A 16,155-nucleotide genomic window follows, 5' to 3' on the forward strand; every position below is an offset into this window, starting at 1 on the left:
ACCTGGTCCAGGCCGAATCGCCGATAACACCAAACCGGTCGGTTTGCCATTGGGCGCGTCGGCATCACCGTAGAGTCGGACTGATGGCCGCACAACTGACCCAGGGACAGACAGAAGTGCTCGGCGTCAATGACATCATCGTGTCGGTTCGCCATCAGGAGGCGATCGATCTGTCCGCCTTCCTGCTCACCGCGGAGGGCAGGGTCCGCGGCGCCGACGACCTGATCTTCTACAACCAACCCAGCGGCCAAGGCGTCCGGCTGCTGCCGGACCGGCCGAACTCGGTGTCCATCGTGCTGCGCGAGATGCCGTCCGAGATCGATCATGTCCGGCTCGTCGTCTCGCTCGACGACCAGCTGGCCCGTCTCGCCGACTACCCCGCGCCCGAGGTCCGGATCGCCGACGCCACCGGAAACCCCTTGTACGAGTATGTGATCGAGGAGTTGGGCGCGGAACCGACGGTGGTGGTGCTCGATCTGGATCGGGCCGGCGAGGACTGGCAGATCCGCGCCCTCGGCCAGGGCTACCGCAGCGGCTTCGCGGCGTTGGCCACCGGCCACGGCGTCGCCATCGACAACCCGCCCGTCACCGCACCCGCGACCCCGCCCAACGGATTCACGCACCCGTCGGCCTCGACCCTTTCCGAAGTCGCCCTCGGCGGCGCCTACACCCCCGAACTCGTTGCCGGACAGGACGTCGCATTGCGCAAGCGGGGCGGCGCCGAACTGACGCTGGTGAACATGGCGCTCGGCTGGGACCCGATCAAGATTCGCGGCCCGCTCGGTTCCCGGGACGCCGATATCGACCTCGACGCTTCCGCGCTTCTGTTCTCGGGCCATGATCTGGTCGACGCCGCGTTCCACGCTCAACTGCTGTCGCAGGACGGGTCGGTGCGCCACCAGGGCGACCACCTCACCGGCGAGGGAAAGGGCGACAACGAGGTCATCGTCGTGCACCTCACCGACCTGCCACAGCGGGTAACCGCGGTCGTGTTCGTCGTCACCTCCTATGCCGGACATACCTTCCAACGGGTCCGAAACTCTTTCTGGCGTCTGGTCGACGGCACCAGCAAGGCCGAACTCGTCCGCGGCAACCTGCGGTCGGGCGGCGCCCACACCGGCATGGTGGTCGCCAAGGTGTACCGCGAGGGCGCGCTGTGGAAGCTGCGGGCCATCGGTGCACCCATTCAGGCGAGCCACCCGGTCGAGGCCGCTCCGCAGGTCACCCAATTCCTTTAGGGGTGCAGTACGATCTTGCCGCGGGTGTGCCGCTGCTCGAGTTCGCGAAACGCCTGTTGGACCTCGTCGAGCGGATACGCACCGGCGATCGGCACCTCGAACGTGCCCGCGGCCGCCTGCTCGGCCAGTCCGGCGAGCACATCGATGGTGCCCGCGGCGGCATTCCCCTCGGCCTTCACACCGTATTTGTCGACGGCGGCCCAGTTGATGATGGTGTCGATGCGGTCGACCGGGACGCCGAACTCGACGGCGAGGTCGACGTAGTCGGCGCCGTAGGTGTCGATGAAGGCGTTCAGGCCGTCGGGTGCCGCGGCGCGGATTCGATCCGCCAGCCCGTCGCCGTATGCCACCGGAATCACCCCGACCGACCGCAGCCAGTCGTGGTTGGCCTCGCTCGCGATGCCGATCACCGACGCGCCGCGCGCCCGAAGCAACTGCACCACAATCGAACCCACGCCGCCGGCCGCACCGGATACCGCGACGGTGTCGCCCGGTTCGGCGCCCACCGCGCGCAGAGCAGCGAAGGCGGTGGTGCCCGCGACGTACAGCGATCCCGCTACGTCCCAATCCAGTCCGGCCGGCTTGGGCGTCACCTGCACGGCGGGTACCACGAGATGTGTTGCGTGACTTGCCCGGTCATCGGTGAAGCCGAGTACCTCGTCGCCGACCTGGATGCCAACGTCACCGGATCCGACCTCCTCGACCCGCCCGGCAAAGTCACTGCCCTGCCCCGACGGGAAGGTCGCGGGCCATCGGTCGTGCAGCGCCCCGCGACGAACCATCGCCTCACCGGGATTGATACCGGCCGCTACCACGGCAACGACCACCTGTCCCGGCCCGGCCTTCGGCGTCGGCACCTCGACGACCGTCAGTTCCTCGATTCCACCGTAACGATCGAACTTCACTGCTTTTGCCATGTCCGGCTCCTGCCTGTTCGGTGATGAGTGACGCTTCGACCCACAACGGACGGATCCGGCCGGATATTTCCGACCGGCCCCCCAATAGTTCAGGTACCCGCGTTCAACAGAACCTCACGCGCGCAGGCGGCGTCACCCCTGCGGGACCATCCGGCGACGTTCCTCGTGCATACGGGTGCGTTCCGCCTCGCTCAGCGCCGCGAATTTCGCGTCTCACAAACTGTCTCATAATTACTCGCCCGTCGCGTGGGCCTTGTCGCGGGCCGTGAGGTGCCGATAGAGGGTCGCTCGGGATACGCCCAGCTCGGCGGCGATGCCATCCACGGTGTACGCACCGGAGGCACGCATCTGGCGCGCGGACTCCACCATTTCCCGGCTCATCGCGCCCGGTCTACCCCGCCCGGTCGACCGGGCCGAACTCGACTTCGACACGGACATGGACACCAACCGACTTGTCGAAATGTCCTGCGGCGGAGCCGAACCGAGCAGCCGTTGCACCCCGGCCAGGATCGCGGACCGCAATTCGGCCGCGGGCGCATCGGCGAAAATGACCACCGGATCGCTGAGTGCCGCGTACACCTGCGCGGCCCGCACCCGCGCGGTCAGGTCGGCATCGGCGCCCGCGATCAGCTCTTGCGCCTGCAAGGCCACATCCCGAAGCCGCCCGAAGGTCGCGACGTGCGCCGACAACGCCTGGTCTCGCATCTGCATCTGCAGCAGCTGCGCGTGTGACAGCCCCACATCCAGCAGTCCGACCACCACCGCCCACCGCATCCGCTCCGGATCAGAGTGGCCACGCGCCGTCGCGATCGCCGCGTCCATCTCCGTGAGCAACGGTTTCGCCAGCGCGGCGACAATATCGCTCTTGCTCGGAAAGTGATATAGCACAGCGGTTTTGGTGAGCCCCAGATTCTCCGCGATCTCGCGCACCGTCACAGCGTGATAGCCGCGTGCGGCGAACAGGTCGAGCGCGGCGCGCAGGATCCGGGCACGGGTGTCATCGGTCATCGCGAAATTCTAGCCCTTGACTGACCTTCGGTCAGGGACCTATGGCGATCGAGGGGCGGGCGCCGATGCCGCGGGCGGCGCAGACCTGGGGTTCGAGTTCGAGAACTTCCCGCGCGGCAAGCGCTACAGCGATGACTTCTGCCCGGCTGACCGGTCTACATTACGCAGACATATGTCATCGGAGCCTGAGGAGAATCGTGATGAGTCGCCCGACCGTGGTGTCCCGGGACGAGTGGCTGACGGCGCGCAAGCTGCTGTTGGCCGAGGAGAAGGAACTGACCCATCGGCAGGACGCGCTTGCTGCGCAGCGCCGGGAGTTGCCGATGGTGGAAATCGATAAGGAGTACGTGTTCGAGGGACCGAAGGGCAAGGTCGGCTTGGCCGAGCTGTTCGACGGACGACGACAGCTGATCGTGTATCACATGATGTGGCGCTGGGATCTGGACGCGGGTTGCCCGAGTTGTGCAGTGCTGCTCGACAATGTCGGTCACACCGCGCATCTCGAACACGCCGACACCCGGTTCGCGGCCGTATCGCGCGGACCGTGGGACACGCTGAGCCGATACCAGGAACGCATGCAGTGGCGGTTCCCGATGTATTCGTCGTTCGGCAGCGATTTCAACTACGACTTCCATGCGACACAAGACGAATCGGTCGCACCCGTCGAATACAACTACCGCGACAAGGCGGAACTGGAGGCCGCGGGCCTGTCCTGGCACGCCGAGGGAGAACAGCCCGGCACCAGCGTCTTCTGGCGCGATGACGACGACACGGTATTCCACACGTATTCGTCCTACTCGCGCGGTGGCGACATCCTCATCGGCACCCACAACTACCTCGACCTGACCCCACTCGGCAGACAGAAGCACGTCTCGGAATTCCCGCACCACGACCGGTACGAAAGCAGCGCCCCGCACTGCCACTGACGTACCGCCGCAGTCGATCACCGTCTGCGCCGGTTGACGTCGACGGTGATCGCAGCCCCGTCAGCTGTCGACGTGTACGTGCGGGCGTTCGGCGCGGTCGGGTACGACGCGACGAAGGATTTCCCTGGTCACCGGGGCTACCTCGCCTTCACCGACGAATAGGAACTTCAGCAGGTTCACCAGCGGATTGCCTTCGGTCCATTCGAAATACACGTGCGGGACCTTGCCGGTGCGATCCCGGATCGCCAGCAGGATCGCGGCGATCGAATTGGGGATCGCCGCGGCCTCGACGCTGAGAATGTGGTAGCAGTCCACCTCGACGGCGGTGACCCGCAGATCGGTGCTGAACTCCGACGCGTCCCGAACGATTACCTCCAGGAACAGGATCGGGTCTGCGGCGGGGATGTGGCTCTCGTGCCGCTGCTCGGCCTCCTTCTCCCGATACTCTTCCGGCTTGCGCTGGTCGATGTCGTGGGTGACGATCCGGATCTCCCCGTGCGCGGCGGCCGCATCGATCAGCCCGGCCGCCGCCTCGTCGAAGGTCACCTCGATGGCGCGCAGTTCGAAGGCGCGGCGGAACCGGGACACGAACGACACCACGATGATCGCGATGATGAATAGCGCCGCCAACTGCGCGCCCTCCGGCCGCGCGAAGATGTTGTCGATCGTCGTGTACACGAAAACCGCTGACACCAGCCCGAATCCGAGCACCCGGCTGCGCTGCCCCTTACGCGCCGCCGACAGTGTCACCGCCACCGCGGCCGAGGTGATCAGCACCAGTACACCGGTCGCGTACGCCGCGCCCTGGGCATCGACATCGGCGTCGAAATACCAGGTGATTCCGAACGCGACGACGGCGAACACCAGCACAAGCGGGCGCACCCGCCTGGCCCACTCCGGCGCCATACCGAACCGAGGCAGATAACGCGGCACCAGGTTCAGCAAGCCCGCCATCGCGGACGCACCCGCGAACCAGAGGATCGCGATGGTGCTGATGTCGTAGACAGTGCCGAACACGTTGCCGAGGTAGGTGTGCGCCAGATAGGCAAGCGCCCGGCCGTTCGCGGGCTGCCCCGGCTGGAATGCCTCCTCGGGGATCAGCACCGTAGTGATGAAACTGGTGACGACCAGGAAGACGCTCATGATCAGCGCCGCCGTCGTCAGCAGCTTGCGCGCGCCCGCGATCCGGGTGCGCGGATGGTCCTCGGGTTCGCCCGGCGCACCCTTGATCTGCGGCATGACCGCGACGCCCGTCTCGAATCCGGACAGGCCGAGCGCCAGTTTCGGGAACACCAGCAGCGCCACTCCGACCATCGCGAAGATGCTGCCGTGCTTGACGGTCATCAGGTGCGTCCAATCGGTCACCAGATGCCGCGCCTTGGCCACCTCGATGAGCCCGTCGACAGCGACGACCACGTTCAGCGCCAGATACACGCCGACCAGCGCCACCGCGATCCCGATCGCCTCTTTGAAGCCCTTCAGGAACACCGCCGCCAGCAGTGCCAGCAATACCAGCGTGATGATCAGCCCGTGGCCGTGCATACCAGAGGGGGTGTAGGGATTCTCGATGATGTGGGCGGCGCCGTCGGCCGCCGATAGTGTCATGGTGATGGTGAAGTCGGTCGCCGCGAAGCCGAGCAGCACCAGGATGAAGATCTTCCCCGTCCAGCGCGGCAGATGGTTCGCGAGCATCGCGATCGAACCGCCGCCGTGCGGGCTCTCCCCCGCCACTCGCCGATACACCGGCAGCGCACCGAGCAAGGTCAGCCCTACCAGTACCAGCGTCGCCAACGGCGAGAGCACGCCCGCGGCGAGCGCCGCGATGCCCGGCTGATAGCCCAGCGTCGAGAAATAGTCGACACCGGTCAGGCACATCACCTGCCACCACGAGCGCTGATGCTCGACTGCCCCGGGTTTGGCCATCGGTCCCGGATGCTGTGCATGCTCTTCGCCCGCGTCCTCCAGCAACCAGGAAACGAAGCCCGAACGCGGCCGATCTTCGGTCGTGGTCACGTAGTACTCCCGTCGAGCCCGGCCCGTGTACATATATCCGCACCGGTGTCCGGGGTCAATCTACCTATGGGCACGGCCGCGGCCGCGCGCACGGCTTGGGGCCGGGTGCTCAGCCGCCGCTATCGCACATCGTCGGGCGTGCGAACTCATGCACCCGTACAGCTCAGATATTCGGCGACCACTGGGCCGACCACCGCGAGCGCCTCCGGCGTCGTGAGCTTGTTGTATCCGAAATCGACAGGGTGGTCGTGGATTATGCCGCCGATATAGGAAGGCCAGGTCGCAGCATTGCGGTGTCAGGCGCCGATCAGGTGCTGGGCCAGGTAGCCCTCGACCTTGTCCAGTGCGATCCGCTCCTGCGACATGGAGTCGCGCTCGCGAATGGTGACCGCCTGGTCGTCGAGGGTGTCGAAGTCGACCGTGATACAGAACGGGGTGCCGATCTCGTCCTGACGACGGTAGCGGCGGCCGATCGCACCGGCGTCGTCGAATTCGACGTTCCAGTTCCGACGCAGCTGTGCGGCAAGGTCTTTCGCCTTCGGCGTCAGATCCACGTTGCGCGACAACGGAAGTACGGCGGCCTTCACCGGCGAGAGCCTGCGGTCGAGACGCAGCACGGTGCGAGTGTCCACGCCGCCCTTGGCATTGGGCGCCTCGTCCTCGGCGTAAGCGTCCACCAGGAATGCCATCAGTGAACGGGTCAGACCGGCCGCCGGCTCGATGACATACGGAATGTACCGCTCGTTGGTGGTCTGGTCGAAGAAGCTCAGCTCGGTGCCGGAGTGCTCCGAATGCGTCTTCAGGTCGTAATCGGTGCGGTTGGCGATGCCTTCCAGCTCACCCCACTCGCCGCCCTGGAAACGGAAGCGGTACTCGACGTCGGTGGTGCCCGCCGAGTAGTGCGACAGCTTTTCCTTCGGGTGCTCGAACAGCCGCAGGTTATCCGGGTCGATGCCGAGGTCGGTGTACCAGGAGAACCGGGTCTCGATCCAATACTTGTGCCACTGCGCGTCCTCGCCCGGCTTGACGAAAAACTCCATCTCCATCTGCTCGAACTCGCGGGTGCGGAAGATGAAATTGCCCGGCGTGATCTCGTTGCGGAAACTCTTGCCGATCTGCGCGATGCCGAATGGCGGCTTTTTGCGCGCGGTGGTCATCACGTTGGCGAAGTTCACGAAGATGCCCTGCGCGGTCTCCGGGCGCAGGTAGTGCAGGCCCTCTTCGTCGTCGACCGGGCCGAGGAAGGTCTTGAGCAGGCCGGAGAAATTCTTCGGCTCGGTCCAGTTGCCCGGCTCGCCGGTCTCGGGGTCGCGGATGTCGGCCAGGCCGTTCACCGGCGGGTGGCCGTGCTTCTCCTCGTACGCCTCGAGCAGGTGGTCGGCACGGTAGCGCTTGTGCGTGTGCAGCGACTCGACCAGTGGGTCGGTGAACGTCTTGACGTGGCCCGACGCCTCCCACACCTGACGCGGCAGGATCACCGAGGAGTCGAGGCCGACGACATCGTCGCGGCTGGTGACCATCGAGCGCCACCACTGCTTCTTGATGTTCTCCTTGAGCTCGACGCCGAGTGGACCGTAATCCCACGCCGATTTGGTGCCTCCGTAGATCTCACCGCACGGGTACACCAGACCCCGGCGCTTGGCGAGGTTGGCAACGGTGTCCACCTTCGACTTGGGTGCCACGCGAGAATTCTCCATCCACTGCGAATCGGATTGCGTAGTGGCTACGCAATTGCGTAGCCACTACACTGCAAGTCTCTCCAGACTATCGGCATCGGCCAACCGGATTTCCACCGCACACGCCACTCCAGGGCGAGCCTGTTTGACATGCGCAACTATGCATATAAAAATGGGATTGCTTTCCATTAAGGAGTTGGTTCGATGACCGCCAAGACCGCGACCGCGCATCCACACAACCCGTATCGGGCGCCCGCGCCCGCGCCGGTGCCCGCACGGACCGTCCTGGAAGACGCGGGTGAGCTGCTACGCGCCCTTGCGGCCCCGGTCCGCATCGCGATTGTGCTGCAGCTACGCGAGTCGCCGCGCTGCGTGCACGAGTTGGTCGACGTGCTTGGGGTCACCCAACCGCTGGTCAGCCAGCATCTGCGCATCCTCAAGTCCGCGGGCGTTGTGCACGGGGAACGATCGGGTCGCGAGGTGTTGTACGAACTCGTCGACGACCACTTGGCACACATCGTGGTCGACGCCGTCGCGCACGTCGAGGAAGGGTGATTCGTGCAAGATAAGACGGTCTTTCCGCAGAAGCCGGTCGGTATCCGCAGTACCCGCCAGCGCAGTGCGATCGCGGCGCTGCTCAGTGAGATCGAGGAGTTCCGTTCCGCGCAGGAACTGCACGACGAGTTACGTCGCCGCGGCGAGGGCATCGGGCTGACCACGGTCTACCGCACCCTGCAGTCGCTGGCCGACGCGGGCCTCGTCGATGTGCTGCGCACCGGCACCGGGGAGTCCGTCTACCGGCAGTGCTCCACCGGGCACCATCACCACCTGGTCTGCCGCCACTGCGGACGCACCGTCGAGGTGGAGGGACCGACCGTGGAGGCATGGGCCGAGTCCATCGCGGGCGAGCACGGCTTCACCGAGGTGAGCCATACGATGGAGGTCTTCGGCACCTGCCGGACCTGCATGAAAGCAGGGCGCACCGCCGTCTGAGGGCCAGTCGCTTCCATCTGGTGGCATCCCTGTTAACGGTGCTGCTCCCAGTGAAGATCTCAATGCGAATCCACGACCGCTGGGATCGCAAATCTTCTAGGAGGCAGCGTGCGATCGACCATGCATTCATCCGTTTTCTCGGCACATAGAGGTTTGCCGGAATGATGGTGGCCTTCAGGGTTTTCGGGAATGGTGTGTCAGGCGGCCGCGACCGGCTCCGCACTGCGGTCCGGTGCAGCCGCGGTGTCCGTGTGATGGCCGCGCCGCGCGCCGACACCGAGCAAGGCGAGCACAATGGCGGCCCAGGCAAGCAGGACAACAAGTGGTTTCGTCGCGCCAGCGCCGACGAAGAAGGCGACCGAGCGCAGCAACGAGGCGGCGGCGCCCGGCGGCAGCAATTGGCCGACGGCGCCCCACGGCTGCGGCAGCATTTCCGGCGCCGAGGTGGCTGCCGAGAAGGGGTTACCGGTCAGCAGCATCGTCAGCGCGGCGATGCCGATGCCTGCTTGGCCGACCATGCTGGCCAGGCCGACGACCACGCCGGATACCGAGAAGGCCACCAGGCCGCGACGGCCGCGAGTTCGAGGTAGGGGCCGGGCACCACGGACATCCAGCCCTGGATGATCGCCATGCTCAGCAGTCCGCCTGCGATACCGAAGGTCGCCAGTCCGACCAAACGGCCACCGGCCGCCGAGATCAGCAAACTGATCGCTGGTGAACACCTGCGACTCGACTATCCCGGCGAACACCCGGGCCACCGCCATACCAGCCAACACCCGCGCCAGCCGCACCGGCGAAGGCCGGTTCCAGTGGTGAGCTCGGTCCAGCTGTCACTGGCGGGAAGGGCATTCGCTGGAACGACTGCCCGGCTGATGACTGCGATGACGGGTAGGTTCAGAGCCAGCCGAGGCGCTCGGCGGCGCGGACCGCTTCGGCGCGGGTGCTGGTGCCCGTCTTGCCGATGGCGGACGAAAGATGGTTGCGGACAGTGCCTTCGGAGAGGTGCAGTCGCTCGGCGATCGCGCCTGCGGTGGCGCCGGCGGCGGCGGCGGACAGCACCTCGCGCTCCCTGGCGGTCAGTGGCGAGGTACCTGTGGTCAGGGTTTCGGTCGCCAATGCGGGATCGACGACGCGTAAACCCATGTGCACCCGGCGAACCGCGTCGGCCAGTTCCCGTGCCGGGGTGTCCTTGACCACGAATCCGCTTGCCCCGGCATCGATTGCGCGTCGGAGGTAGCCGGGCCTGCCGAAGGTGGTCACCATCAAGATCCGCACCTCGGGATGGGCGGCGTGCAGTTGAGCCGCCACAACGATGCCGTCGAGACCAGGCATTTCGACATCCAGCAGCACCACATCGGGTTTCGAGCCCGCGACCGCGGCAAGCACCTCGTCACCACGACCCACCTCACCGACCACTTCGAGATCGGTTTCCAAACCGAGCAATGCCGCGAGCGCCCCGCGCACGAGAGCCTGATCGTCGGCCAGCAGGAGACGGATCATCCCGGCACCACCGAGCCCGCCCGACGAAGCGAGGCATACCCACCATCAGTTCGCCAGCTGATCAGCACTGACCACGAAACCTGCTGTAGCTCAGGCAGTTCGGGCAGCAAATGGCATCGTTGCGAATACACGAAGTCCACCTCCCTCCGGCGAAGACAGCGTCATTGTTCCTCCAGCGGCTCGGACCCGTTCGCGCAGGCCCGACAATCCCGAACCAGATGCGGCGTCCGCCGGGAGGCCGCGACCGTCGTCGACGACCTCGACGGTGGTGTCGGTGACGGTCACCGCGCAATGCCGAGCGGCGCTGTGCCGCACCACATTCGTGACCGCCTCGCGCAGCACCCAACCGAACAACTCGGCGTGCGGGGTGTCGGGCAGTGTCGATCCGTCTGGCAGGTTCGCGTCGACGTCGGCCGCGGCCAGTGCGGTCCGCGCGTTTGCGAGTTCCCCCAGCAGCGACACCTCCCGCAGTCCGCCGACGGTGTCGCGGACCCCGGCCAGCGCCTCGCGTGCCAGCCGTTCGATATCGGCCATCTCCGCCCGCGCGCGCTCCAGGTCCACATCGATGAGCCGTTGCGCCAGTTCGGTTTTGACCGTGATCACGGTCAGCGAGTGGCCGAGGATATCGTGCACGTCGCGGGCGACGCGGTTGCGTTCTTCGACGATCGCGAGTTCGGCGCGCTGCCGCCTGCCCACTTCCTCCAACCTGCGGGCTTGCAATCCGAGTTGGCGGCCGACCCAGATCACCACCGGAATCACGGACAGGTAGAACGTTGCGCCGCCCAGTCGCAAGCTCGGCACAGTGAACGGCAGCAGCACCATTGCGGCCGCGACCGTCAGTGCGACGAAACCCGACTCGCGCACCGGCAGGATGAACACGGCGACGGCCGCGATGTACAGCGCAGTGGGCATGGCGCTGGGCCCCAACAGCCACACCATCGCAACGGTCAGCCCGGTCAGCGCCGCGAACAGTAGCCACACCCGGCGATCGGGCGGCTGCGGATTCAACAAGTTGTCCCAGTCGGGCTTGCGGAATCCGACGAAAGACCCGGCGATCAGTGCCCCGAAGGCCAGCACGCACACGGCAGCGAGGCTTGCGCGTGCCTGCTCCCCGCGCGTCCAGACGTCGTACACCGGCCCGCGCAGATACGCCAGCCAGGCGACCGCCATGATCCCGCCGAACCAGCTGCGGCGGGTCCCGTTCGCGACCAGCGTCTGTTCGCCGACGGCGCGGCCGAGGACTCCGATGGTTCCGCGACGCAGTGACGTCAGCCGGGACTGCACGCTCATGTGGTGTCCCACCGCATCGGCCGCGAGGTGCACAGCCCGCCCCGCTGCCGGTCGCGCTCGCAGTGGTCGGTCACGAGGACCGACGCTACCGAACCATGTCCGGCCTGCGCCGCCGACACCGGACCGAATAGAGCACGGCGGTCCATCTTGTTCGATGGGCGGTCCGGTACGCCTGCACCAGGCAGGCCCGCGGGCCGGGCCACCGCCGAACAGCAGCGCGGCACCGCCGACATCGGCCCGGAACCGGCACGGCGGCCTACCCGATTGGATGGACGACCGCGCAACCCGCCGCCGAGCAGCTCGGTGCACGCTGTCACGACAGCACCGCGCCCGGGCGGCCGCACCACCGGCACTAGCCCGAAACGCCGTGAAGCGCGGCCGACCATCCCATTGGATAAACGACCGCGCAACCCGACGCCGAGCGGATCAGCGGGCAGTGTCACGACGGAAGAGCATCGCGGAGCCTGCCGTGAAGATCCCCGCCCAGGCGATGACATTCACCACGGCCAGGGCGATCGTTCCGGCGCCGGCATCAGCGAACGGGAGCCGGGCCAGGGTGGCGATTCCGTTGGTGGGAAATATCTTCGCCACGTTCTCGAACCAGCCGTGCAGCGGCATGAACAGGCCGCCCGCGATGGCGAGCACGGCAAGCACCGGGCTGAGCAACTGCATCACGTTCTCCGAAGGCAATAGGTAGCCCATGAACAGGCCGAATGCGGCGAATACCAGCGAGCCGAGCCAGGCCAGCAGGAAGCAGCTGATCCAGGCCGTTGCGGACAGGTGTGCGCCGACCACGCCGCCGAGCACGAACACCACGGCCACCGAAAACAATCCGAGCACCATCGCGACCGCGATCTTGGTGGCGATGTAGGCGACCGGGCGCAACGGTGTGAGCCGCAGTTGACGGCTCCAGCCTTGCGCGCGTTCGACCGCCACCATGGCGCCGCCGCTGGTGGTGGCCAGCACCGCGCCGTACACCGCCATCGACACCATGATGTAGGCGGTCACGTTGCCCGAGCCGAAAGCCGTTGTCCTGTTGTCGGATTGCAGGCCGAAGATGGCGAAGAGCACCGGCGGCATGATCAGGGTGAAGATCAGGGTGCGGCGGTTGCGCAGCATTCGGCGCAGTTCCAGCCGGAGGAACCCGAGGCTGAAGCCGCCGAGTGAGGGCTGCGCGTGCCGCGACGCATCGAGACGTGGTGCCAGGGTGGTCATGTCAGTTGTCTCCAGCCGTGGCGGCGCTCGTGGTCAAGGCCAGGAATGCGGATTCGAGGTTGTGCGTGGTGATTTCGAGGTCGACAGCGCGGGTATCGTTCAGCAGAAACCGCGCGACGGCGTCGGAGTCCTTGGCGTGCACGATGACTCGCTCACCGCGCACCTCCACCTTGTCGACGCCCTCGATGGCGAGCAGCCGGGGCAGGTCGGCGCCGGGCAGCGTCGCGGTGACGGTGCGGCCCGCGGCGAGGTTCTTGATTTCGGCGGCGCTGCCGTCGGCGACCACCCGGCCCTCGCGCACCAGCACGATCCGATCGGCGTAGGCGTCGGCCTCGTCGAGGTAGTGGGTGGCGAACAGCACGGTGCGGCCGCGATCGGAATCCTGCCGCATCGCGTTCCAGAAGTCCCGGCGCCCTTCGACATCCATGCCTGTAGTCGGTTCGTCGAGGACGATGAGGTCGGGGTTGGGCAGCAGTGCGAGCGCGAACCGCAACCGCTGCTTCTGTCCGCCGGAGCACTTGCCGACCATGCGGCCGCCGATCTCGGCGATGCCCGCCCGGGCAAGGACCTCCTCGACCGGGCGCGGGTCGGTGTGCAGGGTGGCGATCAGCTGCACTGTTTCGGAGACGGTGAGATCGGGCAGCAGTCCGCCGGATTGCAGCACCGCCGAAATACGTCCTGTCGCAAGGGCTTCGTGGGGTGTGCCGCCGAAGACGCGGACACTGCCGGAGTCCGGTGCGGCCAGGCCGAGCAGCATGTCGATGGTGGTGGTCTTGCCCGCGCCATTGGGGCCGAGGAAGGCGATGATCTCGCCTGGCTGCACCACCAGGTCGAGTCCGTCGACGGCATGCACCGTGCCACCGCCCGGCAGGCGGAAGCTCTTATGCAGCTCGCGCAGTTCGAACGCGGGGGCCGCCCGGTGTGCCGATCCCTCGGCCGCGGCGACTGCCGCTCCGGTTGTCATTGCTGAAGTCATGACTCAACAGTCGCGGAATCGGCGCCTTGATACCCCGCACGGCTGTCACTACCCTGGCATGACAGATGTCATGGTCCGGTGTATGGATCAGGGCAGCAGACCCTGCCTGGCCCGGCCCGCGCCGGACAACACCAGCAGCAGCATGGTCGCCAGCGCCTGATCGTCCAAGCCTGCGGCCGGGAAGGTGTAGCGCAGAATCACATCGGCGAGCTGACCGTGTGCGATCACCGTGATCGAACCGAACTGCAGCGCGGCATTGCGTTCGGCAACTCGCTTGTGCAGTTGCGGTTTCAGCGGACGATCCCAGGCCAGCACGCAGGTCAGCGTCAGCACGTCCAGACCGGGCGCCAGACTGACCGCGCGCAGTGAGCACAGCGCGCCTTCGTATTCGAAACCGAGCGACCCTTCCGGGTCGACCCGCACGTCGATGTCGTAGAGCGACATGCAGGCGCCGGCCCGCGCCTGTAGCTCCTGTTCCGGGGTGACCGCTGCGTCCATATCCGTGCCGCCGTTCACTTGGGTGCCGCCGTTCACTTGGCCCCTCCGAAGCGGCGGTCACGCGAAGCGTACTGGAGGCACGCCTCCCACAGGTTCCGCCGGTCGAAATCAGGAAACAGGGTGTCCTGGTATACGAATTCGGCGTAGGCAGACTGCCAGATGAGAAAGTTCGAGCTGCGGAACTCACCCGAGGGCCGCAGGAACAGATCGACATCCGGCATATCCGGCTCATCGAGGTATTTCGCGATCGTCGCCTCGGTGACCCGCTCCGGGTCGATCTCTCCCGCCGCCACCCGCCGCGCGATTTCCCTTGCCGCATCGGCGATTTCGGCACGACCGCCGTAGTTGACGCACATGGTGAGGGTCATCACCGTGTTGTCCTTGGTCAGTTCCTGCGCGGTCTCCAGCTCGTTGATCACGCTGCGCCACAACCGCGGTCGCCGTCCCGCCCAGCGCACCCGCACACCCATTTCGTGCATCTCGTCGCGTCTGCGCCGGATCACGTCGCGGTTGAATCCCATGAGGAAGCGCACCTCCTCCGGGCTGCGCCGCCAGTTCTCGGTGGAAAAGGCATAGGCGGACAGCCACTTCACGCCGATCTCGATACAGCCCTCGACGGTGTCCATCAGCACCGCCTCGCCACGCTCGTGCCCCGCGGTACGCGGCAGCCCACGCTCCTGCGCCCACCGCCCGTTGCCGTCCATCACCAGCGCGACATGATTCGGTACCAGCTCCGGCGGCAACCCCGGCGGCCGCGCCCCCGAAGGATGCGGCGACGGCGGACGGACGGTGCGCTCGGCATCCGACCGCGTGCTGCTCGACTTGGTAGCGGAAGAGTCTCGGCGGAGGATCACGCACACCATCCTGCCTGATACCAACCACCCCCCAGAAAACCCCTCCACCATCCGCTAGTCATCCATCTGCGAGTCGTCGAGTGGCACGTGGCTGCGGCAAACATCGAGTAGCGCTCACCATGGTGTGCCACTCAGGCCCTGGATTGGGGGCTGGGCGGGGTTAGCTCGGGTGGGCGGAGGCCATGGGGAGTGGTGTTGCGGTTGAGCGCTCGATGAGGGGGAGGGTGCGTAGTTGGCGTTCCAGGTGCCATTGAAGGTGGGCGGCGATTAGGCCGCTGGCTTGTTTGCGCACGTTTTCGGGGGTTGTTTCGATGTAGTTCCATTCGCCGCGGTATAGGGCGATCAGTAGGTCGAGTACTCCTGGGGCGGGTGTGGCGGCGCCTGGTGGGCGGCAGTGCACGCATACCGCTCCGCCTGCGGCGACGTGGAACGCGCGGTGCGGGCCCGGGGTTGCGCAGCGGGCGCATTCGTCCAGTGCGGGGGCCCAGCCCGCGAAACCCATGGCGCGCAACAGGAATGCGTCCAGGATCAGTTCGTGTGGGCGTTGTTTCGCGGCGATCGCGCGCAGCGCCGCGGCCGTCAGTGCGTGCAGCCGGGGCGCGGGGGCGCGCTCCTCGCCGGCCAGTCGCTTGGCGGTCTCCAGCACGGCGCATGCCGTGGTGTAGCGCCCGTAGTCGTCGACGATGTCGGAGGCGAATGCCTCCATCGTGTGCACCTGGGTGACGGTGTCGAGATTGCGTCCGGGATACAACTGCACGTCCACGTAAGCAAACGGCTCCAACCGCGCCCCGAACCGCGACTTGGTCCGCCGCACGCCCTTGGCCACTGCCCGGACCAATCCATGCTGCCGCGTCAGCAACGTGACAATGCGATCTGCCTCGCCCAGCTTGTGCTGGCGAACCACCACCGCCTCATCCCGATACAAACGCACCCCGCCATCCTTTCACGAATAGGCGACACCCACCTCCAGGCACGGCCGAGCAGCGCTGGCTCGCGGCTATCGTGATGGATCTACCTGGGGAGGCAATGTGCTCGGAGATCGGGAGCCGTT

Annotated in this window: 18 protein-coding genes; 4 read left to right on the forward strand and 14 right to left on the reverse strand. The window is 66.5% G+C overall.

Annotation, left to right across the window (positions count from 1 at the left end):
• Nucleotides 1-83 precede the first annotated feature (83 nt).
• Nucleotides 84-1,238: a TerD family protein gene (locus tag ACV7NQ_RS07055; protein WP_463358874.1), complete on the forward strand. Its 1,155-nt coding sequence runs from the start codon at nt 84-86 to the stop codon at nt 1,236-1,238.
• On the opposite strand, the gene ACV7NQ_RS07060 is transcribed toward ACV7NQ_RS07055, so the two are convergent.
• On the reverse strand, nt 1,235-2,155 hold the full coding sequence (locus ACV7NQ_RS07060) for an NADP-dependent oxidoreductase (RefSeq protein WP_463358875.1): 921 nt from the start codon (nt 2,153-2,155) through the stop codon (nt 1,235-1,237). The two genes, ACV7NQ_RS07055 and ACV7NQ_RS07060, sit on opposite strands and share 4 nt — an antisense overlap.
• A 231-nt stretch (nt 2,156-2,386) precedes the next feature.
• Nucleotides 2,387-3,163: a TetR family transcriptional regulator gene (locus ACV7NQ_RS07065; protein ID WP_463358876.1), complete on the reverse strand. Its 777-nt coding sequence runs from the start codon at nt 3,161-3,163 to the stop codon at nt 2,387-2,389.
• A 200-nt stretch (nt 3,164-3,363) separates the two neighbouring features.
• Between ACV7NQ_RS07065 and ACV7NQ_RS07070 the strand changes: the two genes are divergently transcribed.
• Nucleotides 3,364-4,089 (forward strand): DUF899 domain-containing protein, encoded by a 726-nt coding sequence (locus ACV7NQ_RS07070; RefSeq protein ID WP_463358877.1) that lies wholly within the window; start codon nt 3,364-3,366, stop codon nt 4,087-4,089.
• Between the two features lie 60 nt (nt 4,090-4,149).
• Here ACV7NQ_RS07070 and ACV7NQ_RS07075 read toward each other — a convergent pair whose 3' ends face one another.
• Both ACV7NQ_RS07075 and ACV7NQ_RS07080 read right to left on the reverse strand, forming a co-directional pair.
• A complete protein-coding gene (locus ACV7NQ_RS07075) occupies nt 4,150-6,012 on the reverse strand; it encodes an APC family permease (protein WP_463365567.1) in 1,863 nt (620 codons plus the stop codon).
• 386 nt (nt 6,013-6,398) lie between these two features.
• Entirely contained in the window at nt 6,399-7,799 is a 1,401-nt protein-coding gene (locus ACV7NQ_RS07080; protein ID WP_463358878.1) for a glycine--tRNA ligase, read from the reverse strand.
• Between the two features lie 183 nt (nt 7,800-7,982).
• On the opposite strand from ACV7NQ_RS07080, the gene ACV7NQ_RS07085 reads away from it, so the two are divergent.
• On the forward strand, nt 7,983-8,333 hold the full coding sequence (locus ACV7NQ_RS07085) for an ArsR/SmtB family transcription factor (protein WP_463358879.1): 351 nt from the start codon (nt 7,983-7,985) through the stop codon (nt 8,331-8,333).
• A gap of 3 nt (nt 8,334-8,336) precedes the next feature.
• On the forward strand, nt 8,337-8,771 hold the full coding sequence (locus tag ACV7NQ_RS07090) for a Fur family transcriptional regulator (RefSeq protein ID WP_463358880.1): 435 nt from the start codon (nt 8,337-8,339) through the stop codon (nt 8,769-8,771).
• 197 nt (nt 8,772-8,968) lie between these two features.
• Here ACV7NQ_RS07090 and ACV7NQ_RS07095 read toward each other — a convergent pair whose 3' ends face one another.
• The 10 genes from ACV7NQ_RS07095 to recO form a co-directional block, all read right to left on the reverse strand.
• On the reverse strand, nt 8,969-9,289 hold the full coding sequence (locus tag ACV7NQ_RS07095) for a hypothetical protein (protein WP_463358881.1): 321 nt from the start codon (nt 9,287-9,289) through the stop codon (nt 8,969-8,971).
• Nucleotides 9,253-9,447 carry a hypothetical protein gene (locus tag ACV7NQ_RS07100; protein ID WP_463358882.1) on the reverse strand — a complete coding sequence of 65 codons (195 nt, stop codon included), beginning with the start codon at nt 9,445-9,447 and terminating at the stop codon, nt 9,253-9,255. Before ACV7NQ_RS07100 ends, ACV7NQ_RS07095 begins: the two co-directional genes overlap by 37 nt.
• Before the next feature lie 218 nt (nt 9,448-9,665).
• On the reverse strand, nt 9,666-10,271 hold the full coding sequence (locus tag ACV7NQ_RS07105; protein ID WP_463358883.1) for a response regulator: 606 nt from the start codon (nt 10,269-10,271) through the stop codon (nt 9,666-9,668).
• A gap of 90 nt (nt 10,272-10,361) precedes the next feature.
• Nucleotides 10,362-11,561, reverse strand: a complete 1,200-nt coding sequence (locus tag ACV7NQ_RS07110; RefSeq protein WP_463358884.1) for a sensor histidine kinase — start codon at nt 11,559-11,561, stop codon at nt 10,362-10,364.
• The gene (locus ACV7NQ_RS07115; RefSeq protein ID WP_463358885.1) at nt 11,558-11,878 is read right to left on the reverse strand and encodes a hypothetical protein; all 321 of its coding nucleotides are present in this window, start codon (nt 11,876-11,878) and stop codon (nt 11,558-11,560) included. Before ACV7NQ_RS07115 ends, ACV7NQ_RS07110 begins: the two co-directional genes overlap by 4 nt.
• Nucleotides 11,879-11,987: 109 nt before the next feature.
• Entirely contained in the window at nt 11,988-12,776 is a 789-nt protein-coding gene (locus ACV7NQ_RS07120) for an ABC transporter permease (protein WP_463358886.1), read from the reverse strand.
• Between the two features lies 1 nt (nt 12,777).
• Nucleotides 12,778-13,740 (reverse strand): ABC transporter ATP-binding protein, encoded by a 963-nt coding sequence (locus ACV7NQ_RS07125; protein WP_463365568.1) that lies wholly within the window; start codon nt 13,738-13,740, stop codon nt 12,778-12,780.
• A gap of 99 nt (nt 13,741-13,839) precedes the next feature.
• Entirely contained in the window at nt 13,840-14,196 is a 357-nt protein-coding gene (locus tag ACV7NQ_RS07130; protein ID WP_463365569.1) for a YbjN domain-containing protein, read from the reverse strand.
• A gap of 86 nt (nt 14,197-14,282) precedes the next feature.
• The gene (locus ACV7NQ_RS07135; RefSeq protein WP_463358887.1) at nt 14,283-15,104 is read right to left on the reverse strand and encodes an isoprenyl transferase; all 822 of its coding nucleotides are present in this window, start codon (nt 15,102-15,104) and stop codon (nt 14,283-14,285) included.
• Nucleotides 15,105-15,264: 160 nt separating this feature from the next.
• On the reverse strand, nt 15,265-16,035 hold the full coding sequence (recO, locus tag ACV7NQ_RS07140; RefSeq protein WP_463358888.1) for a DNA repair protein RecO: 771 nt from the start codon (nt 16,033-16,035) through the stop codon (nt 15,265-15,267).
• Nucleotides 16,036-16,155: the final 120 nt, after the last annotated feature.

It is taken from the genome of Nocardia sp. Tas62D01 (assembly GCF_055232035.1).

Bases quoted from the DNA above. Each gene is read 5' to 3' on its own strand.
- ACV7NQ_RS07055 (WP_463358874.1), top strand. From the start codon at position 84: ATGGCCGCACAACTGACCCAGGGACAGACAGAAGTGCTCGGCGTCAAT.
- ACV7NQ_RS07060 (WP_463358875.1), bottom strand. From the start codon at position 2,155: ATGGCAAAAGCAGTGAAGTTCGATCGTTACGGTGGAATCGAGGAACTG.
- ACV7NQ_RS07065 (WP_463358876.1), bottom strand. From the start codon at position 3,163: ATGACCGATGACACCCGTGCCCGGATCCTGCGCGCCGCGCTCGACCTG.
- ACV7NQ_RS07070 (WP_463358877.1), top strand. From the start codon at position 3,364: ATGAGTCGCCCGACCGTGGTGTCCCGGGACGAGTGGCTGACGGCGCGC.
- ACV7NQ_RS07075 (WP_463365567.1), bottom strand. From the start codon at position 6,012: ATGGCCAAACCCGGGGCAGTCGAGCATCAGCGCTCGTGGTGGCAGGTG.
- ACV7NQ_RS07080 (WP_463358878.1), bottom strand. From the start codon at position 7,799: ATGGAGAATTCTCGCGTGGCACCCAAGTCGAAGGTGGACACCGTTGCC.
- ACV7NQ_RS07085 (WP_463358879.1), top strand. From the start codon at position 7,983: ATGACCGCCAAGACCGCGACCGCGCATCCACACAACCCGTATCGGGCG.
- ACV7NQ_RS07095 (WP_463358881.1), bottom strand. From the start codon at position 9,289: ATGGTCGGCCAAGCAGGCATCGGCATCGCCGCGCTGACGATGCTGCTG.
- ACV7NQ_RS07105 (WP_463358883.1), bottom strand. From the start codon at position 10,271: ATGATCCGTCTCCTGCTGGCCGACGATCAGGCTCTCGTGCGCGGGGCG.
- ACV7NQ_RS07110 (WP_463358884.1), bottom strand. From the start codon at position 11,561: ATGAGCGTGCAGTCCCGGCTGACGTCACTGCGTCGCGGAACCATCGGA.
- ACV7NQ_RS07120 (WP_463358886.1), bottom strand. From the start codon at position 12,776: ATGACCACCCTGGCACCACGTCTCGATGCGTCGCGGCACGCGCAGCCC.
- ACV7NQ_RS07125 (WP_463365568.1), bottom strand. From the start codon at position 13,740: ATGACAACCGGAGCGGCAGTCGCCGCGGCCGAGGGATCGGCACACCGG.
- ACV7NQ_RS07130 (WP_463365569.1), bottom strand. From the start codon at position 14,196: ATGTCGCTCTACGACATCGACGTGCGGGTCGACCCGGAAGGGTCGCTC.